The sequence below is a fragment of the Rhizobium leguminosarum bv. viciae USDA 2370 genome, from assembly GCF_002008365.1.
Taxonomy (GTDB): Bacteria; Pseudomonadota; Alphaproteobacteria; order Rhizobiales; family Rhizobiaceae; genus Rhizobium; species Rhizobium leguminosarum.
Genome location: NZ_MRDL01000036.1, coordinates 217552 through 236253, shown reverse-complemented (window position 1 = coordinate 236253; position 18702 = coordinate 217552). Strand labels below are relative to the sequence as shown.

General features: G+C 57.9%; 16 protein-coding genes. 8 read left to right on the top strand and 8 right to left on the bottom strand.

The window, feature by feature from the left end; all coding sequences use genetic code 11:
- Positions 1 to 58: 58 nt before the first annotated feature.
- Positions 59 to 2374: a rhodanese-like domain-containing protein gene (locus BS629_RS16130; protein ID WP_018243183.1), complete on the bottom strand. Its 2316-nt coding sequence runs from the start codon at positions 2372 to 2374 to the stop codon at positions 59 to 61.
- A 423-nt stretch (positions 2375 to 2797) separates the two neighbouring features.
- Here BS629_RS16130 and BS629_RS38355 point away from each other — a divergent pair, with 423 nt between their 5' ends.
- From BS629_RS38355 to BS629_RS16100, 7 genes are all read left to right on the top strand, one after another.
- Entirely contained in the window at positions 2798 to 3115 is a 318-nt protein-coding gene (locus BS629_RS38355; protein ID WP_128408353.1) for a hypothetical protein, read from the top strand.
- Positions 3116 to 3220: 105 nt separating this feature from the next.
- Complete coding sequence (locus BS629_RS16125) at positions 3221 to 4177, top strand: NAD-dependent epimerase/dehydratase family protein (protein WP_018243184.1); 957 nt, start codon at positions 3221 to 3223, stop codon at positions 4175 to 4177.
- A 31-nt stretch (positions 4178 to 4208) separates the two neighbouring features.
- Positions 4209 to 5426, top strand: coding sequence for a glycosyltransferase family 2 protein (locus tag BS629_RS16120; RefSeq protein WP_018243185.1), 1218 nt, complete (start codon positions 4209 to 4211; stop codon positions 5424 to 5426).
- Positions 5420 to 8422 carry a trifunctional glycosyltransferase/class I SAM-dependent methyltransferase/polysaccharide deacetylase gene (locus tag BS629_RS16115; RefSeq protein WP_018517010.1) on the top strand — a complete coding sequence of 1001 codons (3003 nt, stop codon included), beginning with the start codon at positions 5420 to 5422 and terminating at the stop codon, positions 8420 to 8422. The genes BS629_RS16120 and BS629_RS16115 overlap by 7 nt, the downstream gene beginning before the upstream one ends.
- Before the next feature lie 7 nt (positions 8423 to 8429).
- Positions 8430 to 9506, top strand: a complete 1077-nt coding sequence (locus BS629_RS16110) for a glycosyltransferase family 2 protein (RefSeq protein ID WP_018243187.1) — start codon at positions 8430 to 8432, stop codon at positions 9504 to 9506.
- Positions 9499 to 11253, top strand: a complete 1755-nt coding sequence (locus tag BS629_RS16105; RefSeq protein ID WP_018243188.1) for an ABC transporter ATP-binding protein — start codon at positions 9499 to 9501, stop codon at positions 11251 to 11253. The genes BS629_RS16110 and BS629_RS16105 overlap by 8 nt, the downstream gene beginning before the upstream one ends.
- The gene (locus BS629_RS16100) at positions 11250 to 12374 is read left to right on the top strand and encodes a glycosyltransferase family 2 protein (RefSeq protein WP_018243189.1); all 1125 of its coding nucleotides are present in this window, start codon (positions 11250 to 11252) and stop codon (positions 12372 to 12374) included. Before BS629_RS16105 ends, BS629_RS16100 begins: the two co-directional genes overlap by 4 nt.
- A gap of 368 nt (positions 12375 to 12742) precedes the next feature.
- Here the strand turns inward: BS629_RS16100 and BS629_RS38350 are convergent, their stop codons facing one another.
- Positions 12743 to 13063 (bottom strand): hypothetical protein, encoded by a 321-nt coding sequence (locus tag BS629_RS38350; protein WP_128408352.1) that lies wholly within the window; start codon positions 13061 to 13063, stop codon positions 12743 to 12745.
- 220 nt (positions 13064 to 13283) lie between these two features.
- Here BS629_RS38350 and BS629_RS16095 point away from each other — a divergent pair, with 220 nt between their 5' ends.
- Positions 13284 to 13490: a hypothetical protein gene (locus BS629_RS16095; protein WP_032980530.1), complete on the top strand. Its 207-nt coding sequence runs from the start codon at positions 13284 to 13286 to the stop codon at positions 13488 to 13490.
- 258 nt (positions 13491 to 13748) lie between these two features.
- On the opposite strand, the gene BS629_RS16090 is transcribed toward BS629_RS16095, so the two are convergent.
- The 6 genes from BS629_RS16090 to BS629_RS16065 form a co-directional block, all read right to left on the bottom strand.
- Positions 13749 to 13997, bottom strand: a complete 249-nt coding sequence (locus BS629_RS16090; protein WP_018243191.1) for a hypothetical protein — start codon at positions 13995 to 13997, stop codon at positions 13749 to 13751.
- A 103-nt stretch (positions 13998 to 14100) separates the two neighbouring features.
- Positions 14101 to 14808 (bottom strand): TfuA-like protein, encoded by a 708-nt coding sequence (locus BS629_RS16085; protein WP_018243192.1) that lies wholly within the window; start codon positions 14806 to 14808, stop codon positions 14101 to 14103.
- Positions 14805 to 15998: a YcaO-like family protein gene (locus BS629_RS16080; protein WP_018243193.1), complete on the bottom strand. Its 1194-nt coding sequence runs from the start codon at positions 15996 to 15998 to the stop codon at positions 14805 to 14807. The genes BS629_RS16085 and BS629_RS16080 overlap by 4 nt, the downstream gene beginning before the upstream one ends.
- A 41-nt stretch (positions 15999 to 16039) precedes the next feature.
- Positions 16040 to 16252 carry a hypothetical protein gene (locus BS629_RS16075; RefSeq protein WP_018243194.1) on the bottom strand — a complete coding sequence of 71 codons (213 nt, stop codon included), beginning with the start codon at positions 16250 to 16252 and terminating at the stop codon, positions 16040 to 16042.
- A 20-nt stretch (positions 16253 to 16272) separates the two neighbouring features.
- Positions 16273 to 18117 carry a peptide antibiotic resistance protein gene (locus tag BS629_RS16070; RefSeq protein WP_018243195.1) on the bottom strand — a complete coding sequence of 615 codons (1845 nt, stop codon included), beginning with the start codon at positions 18115 to 18117 and terminating at the stop codon, positions 16273 to 16275.
- A 9-nt stretch (positions 18118 to 18126) separates the two neighbouring features.
- Complete coding sequence (locus tag BS629_RS16065; protein WP_018243196.1) at positions 18127 to 18552, bottom strand: helix-turn-helix domain-containing protein; 426 nt, start codon at positions 18550 to 18552, stop codon at positions 18127 to 18129.
- Between the last annotated feature and the right edge of the window lie 150 nt (positions 18553 to 18702).

The window sequence follows — 18702 nt, the reverse complement described above, 5'->3', positions numbered from 1 at the left end:
TCATCAAGGCTTGATGCGCAGCACCTCTTACGACATGCGACTTCGGCGCGGTATCCGCTTAATGTCCCGGAGCGGTCTCTATGGGGTAGTGAGCATCCTCCCACGCGGGAAAGCCACCGGCAAAGTGGTAGACATTCTTAAACCCCCATACCAAGGCTTTGGCCGATGCGTAGGCGGAATCGCCGCAATATTTGCCATGGCATGAGAAGATCACTTCCTCCTCCCTGCTCACGGCCTTCGACAGCGTGTCCCTTGCCAAAACCTCCACGACCGATAGGTTGATGGCTCCCGGCGCATGCCCGCGACCAAAGCTCAGAGCGGTGCGCACATCGACGAGCTTGACGCCGCGGTCGTGCAGCCGCTTGGCCGTCGGGGCGTCTATTTCAGTGGCTCCCTTGATATTGTATTCCCCGTTGCTTTTGCCGATCAGGCGAGCGTATTCGTCATAGGAAATATCTGTGCCCGCTCCCTCCGGCACGCCGGCTTTGCGCAAGCCCTCCTTCAGGCGCTCGCGATAGGTCGAATCGTAGTTGAAAATGTCGCCGTACCAGTACCATCCCAGTTCCTGCACCGTCAGCGGCGAGTAGCCGGCGGGAACCGCGAGCGCGTTGTATTTTTCGATGTTTTCCTGAACGCCGTCCGTCCGCCCGAGGTGGCCGAAGCTCGACACCAGCGTGGCGTAGTCTTCACTGACGTCTGATTGCCTGATCACCAGCAGTTCGAGGTTCTTCACCGCCTCCTCATATTTCTCCTGGTGGAACTGTGAAATCGCAAGAACCCTGAGATAGCTCGGCGGATATTGCGGGTCGACACGCATAGCCCGTTGCACTTCGCGTTCGGCTTCCGGAGCCTGGCCCGTTGCGTTCAAAATGCGTGCCTTGCTGAGGTGATTTTCGGGATCATTGGAATCGAGTTCCATGGCACGACTGATTTTGGCAAAGGCGTCAGCATACCGGCCCTGCCTTGCCAGCACCTCAGCGGAGATCGCATAGGCAAGCGAATTGGGCTTTCGAATCGCAAGAGCCAGGTGCCGATCCACACGTTCCATCGCCCTCTCGAAGCCAAGGTTGGCGGCCTCCCAATTGGAAACGGCAATCCGCCAATTCGCCGAAGCGAGCGCCGCATGAGCGCGGCTGTAATCGGGGTCGAGCTCGATCGCCCTTTCGAAAAAGGGAATTGCCTTGAGCGTTTCATTCTCGCTGTCGTGGCGCAGGTGATCCCAGCCTTGCAGCAAAGCGTCGTAAGCCTGCGGGCTATTCGTCTCCGCCTGCTCGGACTGAGATCGCTCCGCCATTGTGAACTTGACGGTGAGCGCAGACACGATCTCGCCGATGACCTTATCCTGAAGCGTAAAAATCTCGTTCATCGCGCCGTCATAGCGGTCAGCCCATAGATGATGGCCGCCGAGCGCGTCTATGAGCTGTGCGTTGATGCGGACCTGGTTGCCCTGGCGGCGCACGCTGCCTTCAAGGATATAACGGACCCCGAGTTCCTCGGCCACCTGCTGAACTTTGATGGGCTTGCCCTTGTAGGCGAAGGTGGAGTTTCGAGCGATAACAAAGATGCTGGACAGCTTCGAAAGGTCTGTGATCAGATCTTCCGTCATGCCGTCGGCGAAATAGGCCTGTTCCGGATCGGAACTGAGGTTGTCGAAGGGCAGGACGGCAATTGACGGCTTGTCAGGCAGCGGGAGTGCCATGCGTGCGATCGATGCCGTTTCCGCACTGGTCGTCCATGGACCCAGCCATATCGCGACGAAGGCAGCCACCAGCACCAGAGCCACCGCCGCGAGCGGTCCCCAACTGCGAAGACGCTGGATTTTGAACTGCCAGCGAGGAACGTTTCCATCGAACAGCACGCGATAGGTGCGTACGGGGCGCGCGATGTTTTTGACATGCTGCTCGCCAATAAATTCAAGCGGCAGTTCGAGCTTGCCTTGCAAATGATCGAAAGCAGTGCCGGATACAAAAAGCCCTCCGGACTCACATATCTGCTCCAGGCGAGCAGCGACGTTGACCCCATCGCCCAGCAAATCATCGCCCTCCACGACGACGTCGCCCAGGTTGACGCCCATGCGGAAGAGAAGCCGGTGTTGGGGCAGGATATCCACTTGCCGTGCTGCAACCTGCCTTTGCAGGGCAACCGCACATAAGACAGCATCCACGACGGAGCCAAATTCCACGATCGCGCCATCGCCCATGAGCTTCACTGTGCGTCCGTGATATTCCGCGAGCAGTGGGTCGAACACTTCGGAGCGCAATGCCCTCATCGCGGCCAGCGTACCGGCCTCGTCATCCTCGATAAGTCTTGAATAACCAACGATATCGACGGCGAGAATAGCAACCAGCCGCCGCTCGGCATGATCGTCTCCCATGGTCATCCTCTCCAGCGAGGTGACGAAAGCCACGCTTAGCGGATCCTTCGGTCGACGGGAACACTCCTCCGGCCTCCGCTATTCTACTCCCGTTTCCTTCTCCAGACGAATGAACTCTTTCGAAATATGGCTTATCCGGTTCGCGCTGGTCATATCACCGCCTGCGCGACAAGCATGTCGACGTGTACGCCAATGAGTTCGTATTTAAGGCGCGCGGGCGCCGTCGTTGGGACGGTCGAACTACGAAGCCCCCCGTTTCCGCGCACCCGAAACTCAGACCAAAGTCCGACCTACCCCGGACTTCGTGCCCATACAAAACCCTCGATCACTGTAATAACAATAATATATTCTCAAGTAACGAAGCGAGACGATGTGAGAAACTGCGTTGACTTCATTGGATCGCATTTACCTGACGACTTCTACTTGGAAAAAGATACCCAGAAACTGGTTGTTGTTGACAATCTTTGCACCGGACCTTTCGAAAATATAACACACATTCGGATGCCCGTTTCCACAGGCAACCTCATCTCCCTGGATCCGGAACTCGTTGGAGAGGTTCTCGATACCATGCCGATTCCTTCGATCGAACCGTTGATGGTGGCGGCCGTCTCATGGCACGGATGGTCGAGATTGGGCGGGCAACGATCACCTGTAACATCCGGCCCGGCGCGGCCGACCGTTATCGAGCGCAGCATCGGCAGCGACACACGTCGCCTTAAAGTAGGTAGATTTAACGATTAACATTAATACGCGAGTATTTCTTAGAACTTTTCTAAGTAATTGTCATGCATTACAGGCAATGCTAATAGACAAGCAGCTTAATCTCAAGTCACGAGGCGCAAAGCAATGAAGAGCGTATTGATTTCTGGCGGGGCTGGCTTCATCGGATCCCACATGTGTGATCGACTTTTGCTGAGGACGGACATTCAGAAGCTGGTCGTTGTTGACAACCTCTGGACCGGGCTTTTCGAAAATATCGCCCACATCCGGGACCCCCGTTTCCACTTCGTGAAATCCGACGTCGAGACACTGCAGACCTCGGATAAATTCGACGAAATCTATCACCTTGCATCCCCCGCATCGCCGCCATGGTACATGAAGGAGCCGAAGAGAACGATCTCGGCCAATCTTCTCGGCGCATTCCGGTTGCTCGACTTGCTGAAGAAGGGCGGACGTTTCGGTTTCACCTCTTCTTCCGAAGTCTATGGCGATCCTCTGGTGTCGCCGCAGCCGGAATCCTACAAGGGTCAGGTCGACTGCACCGGACCGCGCTCATCCTACGACGAGAGCAAAAGGTGCACGGAGTCGCTGCTGTTCGAGATGCAGCGTACCCAAGGGCTCGACGTCAAGATCGTTCGCCCCTTCAATATCTATGGACCCCGGACACGTTCCGACGATGGTCGCGCGGTCTCCAACTTCATCACTCAGGCGCTTTCGGGTCGCCCGATTACCGTGTTCGGCGACGGCCTTCAGTCACGCAGCTGGGGTTATGTCGATGACGTTGTCGATGGTTTCGCGCGATATTTCTGGATAAATGAAACCGACTATAAGGGGCCTCTGAACGTCGGCAATGATCGCGAGATTTCGGTTCTCGAGGTCGCCCAATATGTCTCCAAACTCGTTGGTGGCGTGCCGATCGTCTTCGAGCCGTCACCGCCGCAGGACCCCACGAACAGACGGCCGGACCTGACCAACGCGCACTATGTCATGCCCGAGTGGTCGTGCAAAATCACCTACGAACAGGGCGTGGCGATGACGCTCAATTGGTTCAGGGAACAAATGAAGGCGCACGCGGCCGAATAAACCACGATGACTTTCGAGGCTCGCGTCCTGGATGCAGTTGGCGTATGTTCACGGTGCGATTGAGAGAGTAATGATGCGAGAACCAATTCCGTCCGATCTGAAGGATATAAGTTTTCCCATACCGATTCACTATCTTGATCTCGCCACCTCTCACCTCGCCGTTGCGCCCCCGGTCTCCGATGGGCTCGTGGTCTTTCTGTCGGATGGTCTTCCCGTAGGACAAGCCTATATCGAAAGGCCCGAGACGGCGGCGGCACTCGCTGAGCGTGTCGTGCGGCCCGAGACGCTCGAGCATGCGCGTCAAGTCGCGCAAACCCCTGTGGGCAACCGCGACGTCAGCATTCTGATTTGCACGAAGGACCGGCCAGAGGAACTACGCCGTTGCCTGGCCTCGATCCCCAAACAGTCTCTCAGCCCCGTCGAGATCATCGTGGTGGATAATGCCTCTGCAGGCGAGGCAACGCGTCGCGTGGTAGAGGAATCGGGCGCAACCTATGTCCGTGAAGATCGGGTCGGGCTGGATTATGCGCGCAATGCGGCGGTTCGTGCGGCGAGAACCGAATTCGTCGCTTTTACGGACGATGACGTCGTCCTCCATGAGCGGTGGCTGGAGAACCTGATGAAGGGGTTCGATCTGCCTGAGATCGCCTGCGTCACCGGGTTGGTCCTTCCCGGAGAACTTGCAACGCCGGCGCAGTTTATCTTCGAAAAGCATTGGAGTTTCGGCCGGGGCTATCTGCGGCAGGATTTCAACCAGGACTTCTATACCAGGGATACACGTTACGGCGCCCCGGTCTGGACGATAGGAGCCGGCGCAAGTCAGGCCATCCGCCGCAAGGTCTTCGACGAGATCGGCCTGTTCGATGTCCGCCTGGACATGGGCGCTGCCGGATGCTCAGGCGATTCCGAATACTGGAACCGGCTGCTCCATCATGGCCATGTCTGCCGCTACGAGCCAACGGCGGTCGCCTGGCACTTTCATCGCAAGGACATGAAGGGGCTTGCCAAACAGATCTACCAATATATGAGTGGCCATGTCGCAGCCCTGCTGGTCCAATATCAGAACACCGGAAATAACGCCAATCTGCGGCGCATCCTGCTCTCGTTTCCGAAATATTACGCCGGAAGGATCCGAAGACGGCTTCGCAAAGGCACGACGTCGCACGATGTCTTCCTGAAGCAGGAGATGCTCGGAAGCGTAAATGGCGCTCTCTACGTTCTGCGGCGATGGAAGAGGCCCGCATGGTGATCGCCGCAACGCCTGACGTTTCATTCCTCATCCCCGCCTATAACGCAGCCGATACGCTTGCCGAATGTCTTGCCAGCCTGCAGCAGCAGTCGCGATCGAACTGGCAGGCCGTCGTGGTCGATGACGGTTCGACCGACCGCACCTGGGAGGTTCTCGAGAGCATCGCAAACACGGACAGCCGCATTCTCCCCGCCCGTCAGCCGAATGCGGGTGCGGCCGCCGCGCGAAACCATGCCGCAAGACTGGCAGCCGCGCCCCTGCTCTGCATGCTGGATGCCGACGACTGGCTGGATCCGACCTTCATCGAAAACATGCAGCCAGTGGCGGAGAATTCATCTCCAGCAGCCATCGCCTATTGCGCCTTCCGCCGCGTCGCCCCGGACGGCAGGCTTATGCAGGTAGAACAACCTCCCATCTTGACGGGAGACGTCGCCAAGCGTGAGTTCTCCTCTTTTTGTGCACTCGCCATCCATACGGTTGTCTTTCCCAGAAGCCTTTTTGAGCTGGTTGGAGGCATGGATGAGACCTTGCAGACCTGCGAGGATTGGGATCTCTGGCTTCGCATGGCCTTTTCCGGCGCCGAATTTCGTCGCGTCGACCAATGCCTCGCTTTCTATCGCATGAAGGCGGACTCGCTCTCCGGCGATCCGACCAAAATGGTGCGTGACGCCATTCGCGTGACATCGAAGGCGCAAGCGCTGCAGACGCAGCAAGGCTTGTCGGCCGAGGGGCCGGAGACAGGCTGGATCACACCCCCGGTCAGCCAACTGCGCATGCTAGCCTGGGTCGTCGCGGCCAAGCTCGACCCGACTTTGGATGTTGCAGCCCTTGCAGCGCTTCTGCCTGAGATGCCGGACGCCGCGGGCTACGAAAACTTTCTTGCCGGGGTAATCCTGCATGGCCTGCAGACCGGGCTCTCTACGGATCGCGCCGACGATCTCATTGATGTGCTCGACAAATGGCGGCCGACGTTCCTTTTGCTCATCCAGCTGATTCAGGAACATTCCTTACCCGGCACTGGGCGCAAGATCATTGAGGCCGCCTCTTGGCACATATCCGCCGCAAACCCTTTGCGGTCATTCACGCTTGGCAATGTCCAGGTGGTCAGTGCCGCGCTCGAAACGCTTTCGCGGATCCCCAAGGCCGAGCCAGCCGACACGCTCATCATGCACGCCTTGTCCGGCGGACAACATGTCAGCTCCTTTGTCGGGCCATTCTGGGGCGATCTTTCGATCCGGGCACAGATCAGGCTGATCATGCATGAGATGCAGGCAGAAGAACATCTGCAGACGCCGCCCACCCTCGTCTATATGAGTTCGTGGACAAGGGAGGCATTGCGCGGCTACAGAGCCTTCGGCGGGCTGATCATCCGGAATGGCCAGCGGCGAGGACGTCTCGACCGAATTTTGGTGCGTATCGGACGCAACGCTCTTCTTGCCTGCGCGCCAAGCGACAGAGAAGACAACGACGCCCGATTGTCCGACATCCAGCAAAATCTCCAACGCGGTCTGGCTCCACGGTTCCGAAATCCCACTCGGCTGCGGCCCTACGAAAAAAAGGGGGCTGCCCCGGTTCAGTCGGAAGAAGAGTACTGGGAGCATATCTTTGAACGCCCGGATCCATGGAATTACGTCTCCGTCTACGAGCAGGTTAAATATGCGCAGACGTTGAGCCTGATCCCGGAAGGGATCGAGAAGGCCCTCGAGCTCGCCTGCGCCGAGGGGATCTTTACCGAGAAGCTGGCGCAAAAGGTCGGCCAGCTGACGGCCACGGATATTTCCCAGCGGGCAATCGACCGGGCTGTCGAGCGCTGCCGCGACCATCGCAACGTCGAGCTTCGCGTGCTTGACTTCGTCAAGAGCGACGTTCCGCCCGAACAGGACCTCCTCGTCTGCTCCGAAGTCCTTTACTACATGAAAGACGAGGAGATGCTTGCGGCGGTCTGTCAGAAGATGGCCGCAGCGGTGAAGCCGAACGGCTACCTGATCACTGCCCACGCACATATCCGCCGGGACGAACCCAACCGGACCGGCTTCGATTGGGACAATCCTTTCGGTGTCGGGACGATCAAACAGCTGTTAGCCGCACAAGCTGATCTGGCCTTGGAAGAGACGATCGAAACCGAACTTTACGCCATCCACCGGTTTAGGAAAGGTCCGGTGGCAGATCCTGTCCTGCGGGTCGAGCGGCATGGAACTCCGCTGGACGCGGATGTGGCAAAGCACATCATCTGGGGCCCGGCGGGTACTGAGCGTGGGGCGGCATGGACGACGGAGGTCACGACCTCGGTTCCCATCCTTATGTATCACAGGATCGCAGAGGAAGGACCGGCGGCACTCCAGCGCTTCCGCACGCCGCCGGAGATCTTCCGCAAGCAGATGCAGTTCCTTCGGCGACAGGGTTATTACACGGTGACGGCGCAGACCCTGGCGGGGCTTCTGCGCAGCGGCAAGCCGATCCAGGGCCGGCCCGTCATGCTGACTTTCGACGATGCCTACTCGGATTTCCTGGAGGAGGCCTTCCCGATCCTTGCCGAGAATGATTTCAGCGCTGACGTATTCGTCGTGACCGATAAAGTCGGCGGTCGGTCAGATTGGGATGCTGCCTATGGAGAGCCTGCACCGCTGATGTCGTGGTCGCATATTCAGGAGTTGCACCAGAAGGGCATCAGCTTCGGCTCCCACCTCGCATCCCACACACCAGCCAGTGCGATGGACAACGAAGCCCTGCTGGACGAAGCCATGCGATCGCGCAATGCGCTGCAAAGCCGGCTGGGCAGCTCCGCAGAATCGATCGCACTTCCCTATGGCGGGACAGACTTCAGGGTCCCGGGCATTCTGGCGCTTGCCGGCTACGGGATCGGCTTCACGACACGACCGGCAAAAGCCACATTTTCCGATAATCTCTTCGGTCTGCCACGCCTCGAAGTCCGCGGCGATCGTCCTCTTGAAGCGTTCCCTGAACTGATGGGCCTGCCGGGAGCTTATATCGGATGACTATACCATGACTGGCGTTGCGGCCCCTCTCATCACCGTCGTCATACCGGCTTACAACGCCGAAAAGACGCTTGCCGAAACATTGCAAAGCGTCTCCAGCCAGTCCTATGACAAGCTCGAAATCCTTGTGGTCGACGACGGATCGCGGGACCGTACCTTCGATCTTGCTCGCGACTACAGCCTGACCGATCACCGTGTCCGTGTTCTCCGCCAGGAGAATGGCGGCGTTGCCCGCGCGCGCAACCACGGCATCGAGGACGCGCGCGGCCTTTATATAGCCCCCGTCGATGCCGATGATTTATGGCACCCTCGCAAAATCGAACTCCAGCTCGAGGCGCTAGGGAAATTTCCGGACGGACGCGGAGTCGCTTACAATTGGTATGCGGCGATCGACGAGAACGGCATCATTTTCGGTCATTCGCGACCAGTCCTGCATCAAGGGACTATCTTCGAACCGCTGTTGCGGGAAAATTTCATCGGCAATGGCAGCACACCCTTGATGCCGCGGGCGGACATTCTTCGCTGCGGCGGCTATGACGCCAGCCTGCGCGACAACGGCGCCGAGGGATGTGAGGATCTGAAACTTTATCTGTCCTTGGCCGAAACCTTGCCCTTCGTGTTGGTTCCCGATTTCCTGACCGGTTATCGCTTTACCAAGGGAAATATGTCCAGCAACGCCTACAGGATGCTGAAATCCCACGCCCTGGTCATGGCCCCGATCATCACGCGCTATCCGCAGTTTACGCGCGACATCCAGACAGCCGAGTTCAACACCGCACGCTGGTATTTCAAAAAGGCGTTTCTGGGCAATGACTTTGCCCAGGTCAAACAGCTGGCGCCGATGATGGTCAGAAAATATTCCTCGCGCCTCGTCGTCCATGGAGTACAGCAGGGCTGGCGCCAAGCAAAACGCGTCCTGCGGACGGCAAAGCGCGCCCTCGGCAAGTCTTCGGCGCGGCCGAAAATCCGCCTTGGGAGCGCCCCCCTGCCGCAACCAGGAACAGCATTCAGCGATCGTTTCGCGGCCACGCCTGCCAGGGAGACAATAAGCCTGACCTCTTCGCGGATGGTCGACAATGAATAGGTTTCGAAAGCCACCTTCCGCTATGCCCGCAAGAGCCTACAACCTGGTCGTTGCATCTCGGTTTCGCGAGCTTCGGCAACTCGTACCGGCGCTGCGGCTCAAGATGACGGTGATGATCATCCTGGGAATTCTCACAGGGTTCTCGGAAATGGTCGGCATCACCTTTCTGGTCAGCCTCGTCTTTCTTCTCGGGCAGCAAGGTCCCGTTTCCGGCTCCGCCGTCGCATGGCTTCCAGCGATTTTCGGCGGCATCGACCTCAGTCTTTCGAAGCCTGTCCTGATCGGCATCCTCATCGGCTCCATCCTGTTCCGGATTTTATTGGGATGCGCCAATTCGCTGATTGCAAGCGCAGTGAACCACCGAATTAGCGACCGCATGCGAGACCGCCTCTACGCCAAGGTCTTGACCATACCCTTCCAGCGCTTTCAAGACTATGAGCGCAGCGACCTGATCAACGTCATCGCGACCGAATCCTATGCGGTGTCGTCGGCGCATGCCAGCCTGGTACGTCTGGGGGTGAATTTCGGGACGATTGTGATTTTCGGCGTCGGCATGCTGGTCATGGCCTGGCCGATCGCGTTGCTGGCTCTCGCCTTCGGCTTCATCCATAATTTTGTATTGGGTTTCTTTGCCGGTGCCTACCGCCGTCTCGGTGCCTCTGCACTGGCTGCGGTGGAAGCCTTGACACAGTTGAGCTGGACAACGCTGCAGACTTTGAAGGCCGTCAAAAGCTTCGGCATGGAAAAGCGCCATCAACAACTCTTCGAGGCGCTTTCCAACGACGTCGGCCAGACCTGGCGCCGGTCGGATGGGATGGGAGCGATAACCTCGCTTCTCAGCGAAATGCTGACCTTCGGGGTCATCCTGACGATCATTCTGTCCTCCGAATTCCTGCCGGTCGATTTCAAGGCGGCGCTCTCGGCCACGATCCTTCTCTACAGGCTTCAGCCGCATATCAAGGGATTTGATTCCCAGATTCTCAGCCTTTACGAGATGGAAGCGTCCCTGCAAAACGTCCTGGCCCTGCTTGCAGAGAAGGATGACATCAAGCAGGCATCGCGAGGGGAGAAGGTAAGCCGCCTGGCGGAGGCGATTGTCTTCCACAACGTCTCGTTCGCCTATGAGCGATCGAACGCCCCGGCGGTTGACGACCTCAGCTTCGCAATCAGAGCAGGCGAGACGACGGCTCTGACGGGGCCGAGTGGCTCCGGCAAAACCACCATCCTCAACATGATTCTCGATCTCAACCCGCCGACCCGGGGCCTGATCACGGTCGACGGCAGGGATCTGACAACCATCGACCGGTCCAGCTGGCTGCAACTGCTCTCCGTGTCGGGCCAGGATGTTGAACTGATGGAAGGCACGGTCCTCGACAACATCCGGTTTCGTCGCGATATCTCGGAGCAGGATATCCGCTGGGCGGCCGATGTGGCCTGCGCAACGGAATTCATCAAAGATCTGCCGTATGGCTTTGATGAATGGCTGGGCGACGAGGCGATCCGGCTTTCGGGCGGACAAAGGCAGCGCATAGGTCTGGCGCGTGCGCTCGCCGGCCGGCCTCAGATCCTGCTGCTGGACGAAGCAACAAGCGCACTCGACGAAGAGACCGAGATGCGGGTGTTTTCGGCAATGAAAGAAGACGCCGGCAGAACGCTGATCGTCGTTAGCCATCGGCCCGCTGTGGCCAGGCTGATGAAGAACCGGATCGATCTCCGCCCCCCCACCCCCACATCCAAGCTCGGGTGACAGCCATGGAGATGCCAACCACATCCCGCATTCAAGTGGCCGTTATTATCCCTGCTTATAACGCCAGCCGCTACCTTGCCCACACGCTCCAGTCGGTCAGCAACCAGACCCACAAGGCGCTGGAGATCGTCATCATCGACGACGGTTCGACGGACGACACGGTCTCGATCTGTCGCCGTTTCGCCGCGGGCGACCCAAGGATCCGGATTCTGTCGACCGAAAACCGTGGCGTCGCTGCGGCTCGCAATAGCGGAATAAAAGCATCGAAATCCGCCTATATCGCCTTCCTCGATGCGGACGACATATGGCATCCGACCTATGTCGAAAGAATGCTTGCGGCGCTCCATCCCCTGCCGGACGCCTGGGGCGCGGTGTATGCCCTTCACCGCTTCATCGATACCGAAGGATATTGCACGAGATCCGGTTCGTCGCTGAACGCCCGGGACAGCATTCTCAACCGTCATCTCGTATTCCGCTTCGTCGGCAATGGCAGCGGCTTCATGGTTCGCCGCGCTGTCGTCGACAAGATCGGCGGCTACGATTCAAGCTATGCCAGAAAGGGGATTGGAGGATGCGAGGATTTCGATTTCGAACTCCGCACCGCTGAACATTTCAAGATCGAGACGGTGCCGTTGGGTCTGGTGGGCTATCGCTCGCATTCCGCAGCCATGTCTTCAGACAGGTCGCGGATGGCGCGATCGCTTCTGGCGGTGACCGAGCGATGTATCGCTCGCAATCCCCAGCTTCCGGCTTTTGTCGTCAGCTGCGCCCGCGCGTCGGCGCATCTTTATGCATTTTCAAAATTTGCCGCTCTGAAAGATTGGCCCAGCGCTGCGACCTCGCTCAAACACATTTATCATCATAGCCCTATGGTCGCCTCCGGCGTCCTCGCCAGATTGATCTTTACAAAATCTGACAGAGCCGCACGCAGGGCGTTGTCGAAAATCTGGCCAGCGAGGGAGCAAAAGCAAAAGAATCTGAGGAAATTCGAAGAGATAGACCCGCTTCTGCCCTTGGTCGGCGGTTGGTCTCGCTTCAGAACGAAGACATTGCTCAGCCGCTTATCCGAGATCGATCGGTCTGACGAATGCGCTGCGGCGACCTCATTGCAGGAGGCTTGAATCTGTCGGCTGAACGGCTGTCGACGGCGTTTTCCGCTCGGCCGCTATTGTCGCGCCGAAGAGATCGAGCGCCGTCAAACATCCAAAGGTTTGACACCCCTTCCTTTCCATCAGCCTGGTGACTATCTCACTATTTTGTACTATGAAATTTTATATTGATGTAGAATAGTAATTGCTAAAAAAGAGAGTAATCTAAAGAAAAAAAGAACTACCCCAATAATGATCTTCGACAACGTCGAATTTAACTGAAATCATACCTACGTACAGTGCAGGCATTCCGACTGAATTTCAATCGTCTTATAATTGATGTTTAAATACAACCATTATCTGAAAACAATAAATTTACCTTTTGATAAATTTTATTTCTTCTACTCAATTATCGTTATTGGTTTTATTAGCTCCTTCATTTCACGAGAATCGGCGTTTAGCTTTCGGAGAAATCTCCCGAAAGTTATTTCCCTCCCCCGGTTCTCAACGGTCCGACAACCTGCCGGCACACTGGTGATGTTGTTACGGCCGATGGTCCAATAATCCTGGGCTGGCCGGGCGTGAAAAAGTTGCCGATGCAATTCAACACCGCAGCACGAAACATTAACAACCTGATAAATAAAGTTATTATATAATTCAATACGATCTGGACTGGCCGATTCAGCCAACAGCATTCGGTCTGCCATATCAAGCGTCGGCATATGAGCCTGTCCTTGCGGCGTCAGAAATTCCTATCCTCTTGGCGAGATATGCTTGGGCAAAGTTGGACAGTCGTGATTCAATACATCGGAGGCCCCGACATGTCCCGACCTGTGTCGAAATGGTCGCACCTCGCCAGCGAATTAACCCTTCATAAAGCATTTGCTTGCTCAACTTATAATTTGTGTCATGGTCACTGTAAGTAGCGAGGGAGCCGACCTGATGAGTGATATGGCATCGCAGATTCCGGAATTTGGTTACGATGAGCGCGTGATGATCTGCCGGAAGCAGATCGAAAAGGCGGTCTATCAGTTCATTACAAATACGAAGGTCGAGGGATGCGATCCGGCGGAAGTCGCCATGGCCATCGCAGACATTGCCGACGATTACATTTTGCTGCTGGCCCAGAAGCGCAATTTGACCCATTGAGGTCAATGGATCGGCCGCCGATCGTCCGCACGATGTGTGAGACCCAAAATCGCCGCCGCTTCCGCGTGCGCCCGGCCCAGAACGAGGCGGGCTTCTCCCAACCTACAATTGGCGCCAGCTCACAGATGGATTTCGATTGACCGCTCACTTGCACAGCAACACATGCATAACCCCGAAAATCGATGCCGATTTTCGGGGTTATGCATGTGTTTGAAGTGGTAGTGCGTTCCCAGCGCGTCCGGTCGGACGCATGCCGGCCTAATGGCTTCTCACGCTCACTTGCGGAACCGGGGAGCTCAATTCGGCCAATTCCTTGGTCAAGCCCTCCCCGACCTCCTGCTTCACCGCCTCAAGCGCAAGGTCGAGGCAATTGGTCGCAAACGGCAGTTTGACATCCTGAGAGACCTGTCGCGCATAGGCGATCATCCGCGCCAATGCGACGAGTTCTTCCAGTCCGTCTTCTGCCCCTTGGTCTGCTTTTATCTTGACAACCGATGTCACGCCCATGCCCCATTTCTCCAATGAATTGAAGGAATGATACGCCTGTGGACGTGATCCAGCCCGTGAAAAAAGCGTGACACAACCCTCGGTGACAAATGCCGACTTCAATTCACAATGCAGGGCGCGTGGGGAATGCGGTTTTGTGCAGTTTCCACGGCAAATCTGCATTCGAGCGAATGTCGCGGGCGTCCTGCACGGCTTTCAACAATTCCAAGGCATCGCTGCGTTTTTGATCGACGGCATTCGACAAAAGTGCCGCCAGCAGCCGCGGACGATCCGGCTCGGCCAGCCCTGCACATTGCTCGACGACCGCCCGCCACGTTCGCTTCTTGAAGAATATCACGCTTGCGGCATCTTCGAGCTCTTGACGCAACCCACTGGCCAGCTGCCCGCTATCCTGCATCACATCGAGCGTTGCGCTGACATTGACAAGCGGAACCGTCAGCGGCTTGCTGCCCAGCGCGCTCGGCGCGTGAGTGAGTGCGACGGCGGCATCGTCGACCAGCCGGCCGGTGCGATAGTCTTCGAAAATGCGGCCGATCCCGATCATGCCGAACGAATGGCATTCGGCAGCGCGCAGCGCGCCCATGCTTGCCGCCCCGAGAACCGCGACGCCCAGCGAAAGAGCACGGAGAATTTCCTTGTGCCAGACCGGTGCGGCATATTCGAAGCCGCCGTCGATCAGGCCGATGACATTGGCGCCCTGTTCCACCGCAGCCAAGACATCGCCCTGCGTCGCAGGCGGCAGGACGCCTATGCCCTCGCCGGCAAGCGACGCCGCATCGGGAAGACTGGGCCCTGCGAAAATGATCTTCAAAACCCTATTGCCCTGGCAAGCGCCCTCGTTCCGAACCGCCGGGCGCGCTCCCCCTCCGGATTTTCAAGCTCGGGAATGACAATCTTGACGACACTGAAGGGAAGCGTGTCGTCGCTGAGGCGCACGGCGATCACCGAAGCGATCTGCCTGTTGCGTAGCCGGTCGAGCACATGCTGCAGCAAGTGGGCCAGATCCTGCTGCCCATGTCCTGCCACCCCGTCACGGCCGATGGCGGCAGTGGGCGGTGCCGCAACCGCAGCGAAGGCCTGCCGCATCAGCGGCGGCAAGCATCGTGAGAACGTTGCAGAAGAAATATCGTCCCTGGCTCCGCTGATATAGGTCAGTCGGGATTGCACGGCTTCCGTCACCGCCCGAATGGCCGCGCGCACGGGAAACGGATGCGCGCCGGTGCCGCCGGTTACCTCGACGAGGCGAATCTCCCTGTCGCCGTGAAGAGCCCGACGGCCCGGAATGAGATCCCCAGGGCCCAGCATGGCGGTGAAACAGGGGATCCCGATGTCGCTGGTGATATCGAAGAGCCTGAGCGCCAATCCTGATGTTTCGATCTTGTCGATCAGGCCGCCCAAAGCACCGTCCTTAAAGCCGCGGGGATCGACGCAACCAGCGTAACGATCCGCTTCCGCGCCCACCTGCCACAGCACATGGGCGTCACGCTCGATGCGCTCCAGGACGCCATGAAAGATCGCCTCCTCGGCATTGTTACCCGACGCCAGGCCGTCCGAAGACATCCAGTATCGCGCGTCACGGGTGCGGTCGAGCACCACCGCTTCAAAGGGGACATAAACCTCGTCGCCGGTGAGGATATTGACGCCGGCAACCCATTCCGTCTCCTCGTCCGGTCCGAGATCGGGTTTATGAAGAGCGGTCAGGCAGTTCAGCATGTCGGTCTTGCGTCCCATCGCCTGCAGACGGGAAGAGGTGCCGTGGACGAGATCGACGGAGGGTTCGCCGGCAACCGCCCGTTCGAGGGCTTCCATAACAGTGGATACTTTGGCGTCGATATCGGTCAGGCCCTTTCCCTGGGCAATCACGATCGAACGGGAATTCGGGGCGTATGCGCACCAGACCGGGATTCCGATGTCGTCCAGTCCGGTATGTCGCGCAACCCTGGTAATGCCGAACCCGGCCAAAAGAGGTTCGACGCGGGAAAGGGTTTCCCGCGGCGACATAACCCTCTCGGAATATACGGACCAGTCCGTCAGAAGCCGGCTCAGCCGTCGACGTGACCGGAAAGGGCAACCTGCGCCGACGAAACGGCGACGGCGAGGTCGACGCCCTTCACAAATGTGCCGCCGGCTTTGCGCAGGTCGTTCGCAGTCCCCAAATCCCCCGTCGGATTGAGAGGCTTGACCGTACCCGCACCGAGATCGGCAAGCCAGAGACCCGCCTCGCCGGGTATACCTATAATGACAACTTTGGCCATGTAATGCCCCTAAGTTATTGTTAAAAACCGGCCTTCAATAGGCCCTCCCGATATAGCTCTTTTTGCCAATGTTCCTTGAAGGGGACGATGGCGAGCCACTTCTCGACGTCGAAGACCGGGTTGATGCTTTCGGCCCGTTGCCGATGGAAGAGCGCCCGTTTTCGATCGCCGATCATTGCGCAACTGGCCGCGGCGATGCGATGGGCCGGCGCTTTGTCTTTCATCGCCTCGACATAGGCGATGGCCTCCTCGTACTGTTCCAGGAAAAAACTCGCTCCCGCAGCACACCAGAGATAGGCGTCAGGCGCTATCGGATTGAGCGAAATCGCCTTTTTGATCTTGGCGAGCGCATCGCCGGGGCGGGATGCATGCACGAGCGTGTCGGCATGGCTATAGATGACATCGGCAAAATGCGGGCTGAGTTCTTCCGCCAGATGAAGTGCGGCGACACTGGCATCGACATCGCCGAGATAGAGTTTGGTGACGCCAAGCTCGCGATGGCCCGCCGCCGATGCCGGGTCCCGCTCGATGGCCCGAAGTGCATTCTGTTCCGCCAGATGCAGCAGCTCATTGTTTCCCTGCGCCGTCACGAGCCACTCGCTGGTGAAGGTCCTCGCCAGCCCGGTAAATGACGGAGAAAAATCCGCCTTATGCGACAATGACTGCTTGAACGCCTTCCGTGCCCGGCGGATATGCGGCAATGTCAACTTGCTCATCAGGCTCGAGCCGACCAGATAGGCGTGATAGGCCTCAGGATTGGCCTCGAAACGTAAGCGCTCTTCCTCGTTTTCAGCCAGCTCGCGGGCCACCGACATGGTCAGCTGCTGCGCGATCAGCCGTCTCTGACGCGGCAATATATGGGGCGTCATCGCAAAGCGATTGGCCCAGATAATCTCGTCCGTGGGAAAATAAACCAGCTGGGCGAATAATCCCTCTTCGGAAAGCTTTGTATCCAGAAGATAGGCGATCGAATGACGGGCGACCACGGCAGCCTTCTCGGAGTCGCGGCGGATCTGGCCGGCCGTATGTGGCGCGACGATGGAAATGTTTCTGAGCGCGCAGAGTTCGATAGTGACGTCTTCGATCAGGGCGTTGGCAAGCGCAAGTCCGGCATCGGCATGTTTCGACGTCGGGGGAAGCAGCACCAGGCGAGGCAAGATCAGCGGCATCGGCGATATGCGTTCGATGTCGGCAGGTGTCTCACCGGCCTCTGACCGCTTCACCTGTACCCGGGCATGATCGTCGCCGTTCGGCAATCTCTCATTGAGGGACGAACCGCCAGATAGCCGGTGCAGTAAGGCTCTGACCTGCTCGTCTTTCGGATCCCGTTCGAGGATCTGCAGGGCGGCGCTGGAAATGGTGCGCGTCGCGCCGGGCTTTTGCGCATCCGGCAGCGCATCCAGCAATGCCTGCCGCAATTGCAGCGCCTGCGCGTCCCGTTGCGCCCTGATCCACGCATCTATCAACTTTGTCGCTGGTTTGATATTTCCGATGAACCCGCGCTGGGTCAGTTCGGCGATCGCGTTCAACCGCTCCAGCGGCGAACCGCCGGCGCGAAAAATATCCAGATCGCTGGAAACTACCTGCGTGTTGAGACGAACCGTGGTGGCGGTGAAATCGAAGGGCATTTCGGCGCGTCCGCCGTCTGTCTCGCGGATGCGGGAAAGCAGTTTGCGCAGATTGAGCCGCGCCAGATCAGCTTCGACGTCATTCCATAGAAACTGAGCCAATTCATAGCGGCTGAGTTCATGGCTCGCGCCGGCATAGAGATGGGCCATCATCAACAGGCCCTTGATCGGATAGCGAACCGGATCGCCATTCGTCTCGATCAACCGCAGATCGCCGAATGTCTGCAGATGGAGCACGATACGTCCTCAGCTGTTCATAACCGAATCGTGCAACTCAATGTCGCTTTCAGGCAATCCCGCGGCTGCCAGGCTTTTGGCCAACGCCACCAGCTTTTGCCTGATATTCGGGTCCTCGATGGCGATGAATGCCTTGTTGAGCGCCAGTCCCTCTTTCGAGGACAAAAAGCTGTTCAATTCACTCGTCTCGCCATCGATCGGCCCGGCGCCGCCGTTCTCGAAGAAAAAGCCGACGGGCACGCGAAGAATCTCGGATATGCGCTGAAGACGGCTGGCCCCTATTCTATTCGTTCCTTTTTCGTATTTCTGGATCTGCTGGAAGGTAATGCCCAGAAGTTCGGCCAAGCCGTTCTGGGTCATCCCGAGCGTCTTCCGCCGAACTCTCACGCGATTGCCAACATAGACGTCGATCGAATTCGGCGATTTAGCCTTCATGTGAATAAGTCTCCCGCGTTATCAGCACGCCCAGCTGTATAATGGAGAGTTTAAGCAAGAATGCAACTAAAAGTAAATATTTCGTAAGGGTTTTTTTCAGCAGTGCAGACAGTAAAAGCAACCTGTGGATTATTGCAACGGGCGGCATTT